Source organism: Arthrobacter sp., from assembly GCF_031179385.1.
GTDB lineage: Bacteria > Actinomycetota > Actinomycetes > Actinomycetales > Micrococcaceae > Arthrobacter_D.
In genome coordinates this window covers 1-6,065 of record NZ_JAPSHV010000142.1, presented here as the reverse complement: position 1 = coordinate 6,065, position 6,065 = coordinate 1, and the positions used below count along the sequence as shown (strand labels likewise).

The window sequence follows — 6,065 nt, the reverse complement described above, 5'->3', positions numbered from 1 at the left end:
CTTGACCCAGAACCTTCTTGAGCCCGTCCTGACTCCCGAGGGCTGGGAACTGCTCAACTCGCTTGGCCCCTACTCCGAAGCGGACAGTCTCCGCCTCAATGAGCAGCTCCGCGCGGCAGGTCATGCCCCTGATGTGGTCAACGCCGCCCTCACGCAGTCCCGCCTTCGTGCCAAGGCACAGAGCAAGTTTGGCCCGTTCGCGGCGCGGATGCTGTTCACGCCCGCTGGCCTTGAGCAGGCGACCCGACTCAACGTCGCTGCCCGGCACGCCCAGCGCTACGTGACCGCCGGGCTGCAGAAGGTTGCCGACCTGGGCTGCGGGATCGGTGCCGACTCGATGGCGCTCGCCACCCTTGAGAGGGACGTCACCGCCGTCGAGCTCGATGAAACCACCGCAGCTGCCGCCACGATGAACCTCCTGCCCTGGTCCAATGCGACGGTCCTGAATGCCGATGCGTCAGCTGTAGACCTCGCGGGGTACGACGGCGTCTGGCTGGATCCCGCCCGGCGGACCACTTCCAGCTCCGGCACCAGGCGCCTGTTCGATCCCGAAGCGTTCTCCCCGCCGCTGTCCTTCGTCGAAGCGCTCGCTGACACAGGTATGCCCGTCGGGGTGAAGCTCGGCCCGGGTATCCCCCACGAGGCAATTCCTGCCGGCTGCGAAGCGCAGTGGGTCTCGGTGGACGGCGATGTCGCGGAAGTGGTCCTGTGGTTCAACGCCCTCCGCCGCGACAACGTGCGCCGGAGCGCCCTGCTCATCCGTACCGACGGCGCGACTGAACTCACGAGTGAGAGTGACTTCGGAGCGGACGACGACGCCCCGATCGGCCCCGCTGAGGGGTACCTCTACGAGCCCGACGGCGCAATCATCCGCACCGGGCTGGTCGCCGACGTCGCCCGCCAGATCGGTGGACACCTTGTCGACCCCAACATCGCCTACATCTGCGCGCCCAACCTCGTGGAGACGCCGTTTGCCCGGCCCTATCGTGTCCTGGACGTCATGCCCTACAACGTGAAGGCCCTGAAAGCCTGGGTCAAGGCCAACGACATCGGCGTCCTGGACATCAAGAAGCGCGGCACTTCCGTCACCCCGGAGGAGCTGCGCAAACAGCTGCTCACCGGCTCCAGGAAGTCCGTGCGTAAGGCCACGCTGGTGCTGACGAGGATCGGCGAGGAGAGGGTCGCCGTCGTCGTCGAACCGGTTCTGGGCTGACTTCTAGGCGGGCTGGCGCGAGAACTCGCCCGCCAGGCGGATCTGCTCAGCCGTCGGCCGGACCCCGGTGTAGAGCACAAACTGCTCGGCTGCCTGCAGCGCAATGACCTCCGCACCGGTTATCACCGGCTTGTTTGCCCGGCGGGCTGCGCGGATGAGGGGTGTTTCGGACGGCAGCGCAACGACGTCGAACACCAGCGAAGCCGCCGTCACCGCTTCATCGCTGAACGACTGGACGTCCTCGTCCTGACCGGTCATCCCGAGCGGTGTCACGTTGATGAGCAGGTCTGCCGTGGTATTCCCGGGCTCTGCCTGCCACTCGAAGCCGTACAGCTCCGCCAGTCTCCGCCCGGCGTCCTCGTTCCGCGCCACGACGGTGACCCTGGTGAAGCCGGCATCCCGCACGGCTGCCGCAACGGCCTTCGCCATGCCGCCGGATCCGCGCAACAAAACAGACGACGACGGCGTCACCTCCCGGCGCTGTCCGATCAGTTCCGCGACGGCCAGGTAGTCGGTGTTGTAAGCGGTGAGGACACCGTCATCGTTCACGATGGTGTTCACAGAATCAATCGCGGTTGCTGAAGGGTCCATCCGGTCGACGAGCGGAATAACGTCCTCCTTGAACGGCATCGATACGGCACAGCCGCGGATACCCAGCGAACGCACTCCGCCGATGGCTGCCGGCAGGTCAGTGGTGGTGAACGCTTTGTAGATGTAGTTCAGCCCCAGTTCGTCATACAGCCAGTTGTGGAACCGGGTTCCGATGTTGCTCGGCCTCGCTGCAAGGGAGATACACAGGACCATGTCTTTGTTCAGGATCGGCACCCGCTCAATTATGCTCCGGCCCCAGTACGTTCTCCAACGCGGAACCATCCCCATACTTCTGGGTGGAGATGATGCTGACTTTGCCGTTCGTCTCAAGCACGATTGCCGCTATCTGTGAGAGGTCACCGTTGCCCTGCATGCGCGCTGCCTGTAGCAGTTCCGACTTGGTCAGACGATTCCTGCGCAGCTCTGCCTCGAGTATCTCGCCGTCTTTGAACAGGAGAGCCGGATGCGAAGTGATCGATTCCCTGAAGCCCGGGCGGCGGGACGAGGCGAAAGCCACCATGAACTGCAGCCCCGCCAGCAGGGCGAGTGCGAACGCACCCTCCGTCCACGAGACATCCGAATTGAGCAGGATGGTCGCCAGGGTCGACCCGAAGGCAACAGTGACGATGAAGTCGAAGATATTGAGCTGGCTGAGGGTTCTCTTGCCCGACACCCGAAGAACCACGACGAGAAGCGCGTAGGCAGCCGATCCTACAAGGAGTATCCGCCCAATATCAGCCCAGCTATCGAACCACATACCGATTCCTTCCCTGTTCCTGAACGCTCACGCGGCCGCCCTGTCCGTGGCGGTTTTCCCCACCAGCTCGCGAAGACATGTTCTTCACACTAGGTGGCGCGGAAGACTTCAGCGAGGGTTCGACAGGCCGCCTGCACTACTATTGGGCTCAGTTCTCACCCGCGATGGCGCGATACCGAGGCAGCAATCACCCACCGTCCGGTACCGGTCAGGAGCACAGCATTGAAGTTAGAGTTCGCGAAGTCCGAGCAGTCGACCCTCGGGGTTGAGTGGGAACTCGCACTCGTCGACCGGTACAACGGCGACCTCGTTTCAGTAGCGAAGGAAGTCCTCCGGGGCGTCAACGAGCGGCACCCTGAACTGCAGGCCGACGACGAACACCCGCACATCAAACAGGAGCTGCTCCTCAACACCGTTGAGATCGTGACCGGAATCTGCCATACCGTCGCGGAAGCGAAAGAAGACCTGAGCCGCTCGCTCGCCGCTGTCCGCGAAGTGACGGATCCGATGGGTGTCGAACTCTTCTCCGCCGGATCCCATCCCTTCAGTGCGCCCCGTTCCCAGCCGGTGACGGACAAGGAACGCTACGCCAAACTCATTGACCGTACCCAGTGGTGGGGTCAGCAGATGGTGATTTACGGCGTCCACGTCCATGTTGGCCTGGATCATCGCGACAAGGTCCTGCCGGTGCTCGATGGCCTGGTGAACTACTTCCCGCACTTTCAGGCCATTTCCGCTTCGTCCCCTTTCTGGGGCGGCGAGGACACCGGGTACGCCTCCCAGCGTGCCCTCATGTTCCAGCAGCTTCCCACCGCCGGGCTGCCGTTCCAGTTCCCCACCTGGAGCGAGTACGAGGCCTATGTGCAGGACATGTTCACCACTGGAGTGATCGACACGGTGAGCGAAATCCGGTGGGACATCCGCCCGGTCGGCAACCTGGGCACCATTGAGATGCGTGTGTGTGACGGACTGTCCACGCTCGAGGAGGTCGGCGCCGTCGCCGCTTTGACCCAGTGCCTCGTTGACGACTTCTCCACCGCCCTCAACAACGGCGGATCCATCCCCACCATGCCTCCGTGGCATGTGCAGGAGAACAAGTGGCGCGCCGCCCGGTACGGACTGGAGGCCATCATCATCCTCGACGCTGCCGGCACCGAACGGCTGGTCACCGAACACCTGATGGATGAGCTCAACCGGCTCGAGCCCGTTGCGGCGAAGCTGGGCTGCTCGGAGGAGCTGGCCGACGTCGAGAAGATCCTGAAGCGCGGTGCCGGGTACCAGCGCCAGCGCCGCGTGGCCGCTGAGAACAACGGCGACCTGAGCGCCGTCGTACTGGATCTGGTGCGCCAACTGCGCGAGGGACCGACCCCGTCATGAGTTGGCAGGACATACCCCTGAGAATGCCTTTCAGGGGTGTGTCCTGCTCACTCAACGCAGCTGGTCAGGCGTTGACGGACGGTCGCCACTGCGCGTCGCGTCCCATCCTCGCGAGGAGTCGGGTCTCCCGGCTCGCGTCGGCGGGTGCAGGAAGCGCCGGCCGGCAGATGCCCTCCATATAGAGGTGCTCGCCGAAGCCCTCAAGGGACTGCTCGATGAGGTCGAGCTCCGAATCGGTGAACCTGCTGTCAACCCCCGCACCGCGTGCAATGTCCCAGCGGTGCACCACCAGGTCGAATCCGTAGAACCTCGCGAGGGTCGCTCCCACCGTTGTCGGGCCGAAGAAGCCGTCGAACTGGGTCTCAGCAAGTTCAGGAGTATCGAGGATTGCCTGGACGCGTGACGAGTGGGTCCGCCACCCGTCGGCAGGTTCCTGGGCGGTATCAGGCCGCGGGCCTGCGTCAAGCTCATGCTGTCCGAGGAAGTCGCGTTCCGTGTCGATCAGGTGGTCGAGGACGTCGCGGACCGTCCAGCCCGTGCAGGGTGAAGATGCCGTCCAGTCCTCCACACCTTCGACTATCTCCGTCAATCGAGCGTTCGCTGTCCCAAACAGTTCCGAATTGGTAGTCATGGCCCCACCGTAGACCGCGCTGCGCAGGGACGTATTGATAAAATCCGACACGTGGCATCCTCGACGGACCCCATCAGCCGCGGACAACTGCAGGATCCGGCCACGCCGGCACCGCAGCTTTTCCGGTATGCACCGACGACCGAATACCTGCACATCATCCGCCACTTCTGGATCCCCGTCTGGGACTTTCCTGAGGGTGTGGTCTCCCACCAGAAGGTCCTGCAGTACCCCAGCACCCTGCTCGTCATCGCCCCCGACTACGCCATCGCCAAAGGGCCTGAACCGGCACTCTCGCACAAGCATCTCAGCGGCACGTCATGGGCTTTCGGGGTCCTGTTCCAGGCCGCCGCCGGGTACCGGCTGCATGGCTCCGGTCTACCCGGGCTGGTCGGACGTGAACTGCCGCTTGCTGAGGTCTCGCCATCCTTCGCTGAGGTGATCGAGGCGGTACGGACGGAGATGTCCGTGGCGCCGTCGTCGTCGGCTGTCCATGCACGCTGCATCGACCTCGTGACCGCAGCACTGCGGCCCTGGTGCTCACCGCTCGACTCGGACGAACGGCTCATCAACTCCATCACGGACCAGGTGGAGACGACGCCGTCCCTGACACGTGTGGACAAGCTCGCCGCCCATACCGGCCTTGACGAGCGGGCGCTGCAACGCTTCACGCGCAAACGCCTGGGCCTGAGTCCGAAGTGGCTGATCCAGCGCCGTCGGCTGCAGGAAGCCGGTGCACGGCTGGCCGCAGGAGACTGCACGGTCAGCGACCTGGCCGCCGAGCTGGGTTACGCAGACCAGGCCCACTTCATCCGGGACTTCTCGCGGGTGATCGGGATGACGCCGGGAGCGTACCTGAGGAAGAACAATCCCTAGCCGGTCGCTGAGAGGTGGACGGTACTGACCGGCATCGAGGAGTCGGTTCCGAAGCCGATCCCGCTGGGCTCGCCCCCGTCCATGATGATGCGCGCGGCGAGCGCCGCCACCATGGCTCCGTTGTCAGTACACAACGACGACGGCGGGATGGTCAGCGTGATTCCCGCCGCTTCACAGCGTTCCCGGGTGAGCTGGCGGAGCCGCGAGTTGGAAGCCACTCCCCCTCCCAGGAGCAGCGAGGTGATGCCGTTCTCGGTGCACGCCAGCACGGCTTTCGCGGTGATCACGTCGACCACCGCCTCCTGGAACGATGCCGCGACATCGGCAACCGGCACCTCCACGCCGCGCGCCTCGCAGTCCTCGACGTACCGGGCCACAGCGGTTTTCAAGCCGCTGAAGGACCAGTCGTATCGGTGCGGGCCGTGTAGCTCGGCCGTGCCCATGTACTTGGGCTGGCTCAGCCCGCGCGGGAACCTGATCGCCTGAGGATCACCCTGCGCCGCCATTCGATCGATTGCCGGGCCGCCGGGATAGCCGAGCCCGAGGATGCGCGCCACCTTGTCGTACGCTTCGCCGGCGGCGTCGTCGATAGTGGACCCGAGCAGCTCGACGTCGGAAGCAAG

7 protein-coding genes are annotated in these 6,065 nt (G+C 64.6%); 3 read left to right on the top strand and 4 right to left on the bottom strand.

Translation table 11 applies throughout. From position 1 onward, the window contains the following. The first annotated feature begins 1 nt into the window (after position 1). Positions 2–1,213, top strand: a complete 1,212-nt coding sequence (locus RIF85_RS14125; protein ID WP_309072536.1) for an SAM-dependent methyltransferase — start codon at positions 2–4, stop codon at positions 1,211–1,213. A gap of 3 nt (positions 1,214–1,216) precedes the next feature. Here RIF85_RS14125 and RIF85_RS14120 read toward each other — a convergent pair whose 3' ends face one another. Continuing rightward, positions 1,217–2,038 (bottom strand): shikimate 5-dehydrogenase, encoded by an 822-nt coding sequence (locus tag RIF85_RS14120; RefSeq protein ID WP_309072535.1) that lies wholly within the window; start codon positions 2,036–2,038, stop codon positions 1,217–1,219. A 4-nt stretch (positions 2,039–2,042) separates the two neighbouring features. Beyond that, complete coding sequence (locus RIF85_RS14115; RefSeq protein ID WP_309072534.1) at positions 2,043–2,561, bottom strand: YetF domain-containing protein; 519 nt, start codon at positions 2,559–2,561, stop codon at positions 2,043–2,045. Positions 2,562–2,783: 222 nt separating this feature from the next. Here RIF85_RS14115 and RIF85_RS14110 point away from each other — a divergent pair, with 222 nt between their 5' ends. Beyond that, positions 2,784–3,938: a glutamate--cysteine ligase gene (locus RIF85_RS14110; RefSeq protein ID WP_309072533.1), complete on the top strand. Its 1,155-nt coding sequence runs from the start codon at positions 2,784–2,786 to the stop codon at positions 3,936–3,938. 64 nt (positions 3,939–4,002) lie between these two features. Here the strand turns inward: RIF85_RS14110 and RIF85_RS14105 are convergent, their stop codons facing one another. Then, positions 4,003–4,569, bottom strand: a complete 567-nt coding sequence (locus RIF85_RS14105) for a maleylpyruvate isomerase family mycothiol-dependent enzyme (RefSeq protein ID WP_309072532.1) — start codon at positions 4,567–4,569, stop codon at positions 4,003–4,005. Between the two features lie 51 nt (positions 4,570–4,620). Between RIF85_RS14105 and RIF85_RS14100 the strand changes: the two genes are divergently transcribed. Next, positions 4,621–5,442 (top strand): helix-turn-helix domain-containing protein, encoded by an 822-nt coding sequence (locus RIF85_RS14100; protein ID WP_309072531.1) that lies wholly within the window; start codon positions 4,621–4,623, stop codon positions 5,440–5,442. On the opposite strand, the gene RIF85_RS14095 is transcribed toward RIF85_RS14100, so the two are convergent. Then, positions 5,439–6,065 (bottom strand): tRNA (adenosine(37)-N6)-threonylcarbamoyltransferase complex transferase subunit TsaD (locus tag RIF85_RS14095; RefSeq protein ID WP_375164454.1); only part of this gene is annotated, 627 nt, incomplete at its 5' end. The genes RIF85_RS14100 and RIF85_RS14095 overlap by 4 nt on opposite strands.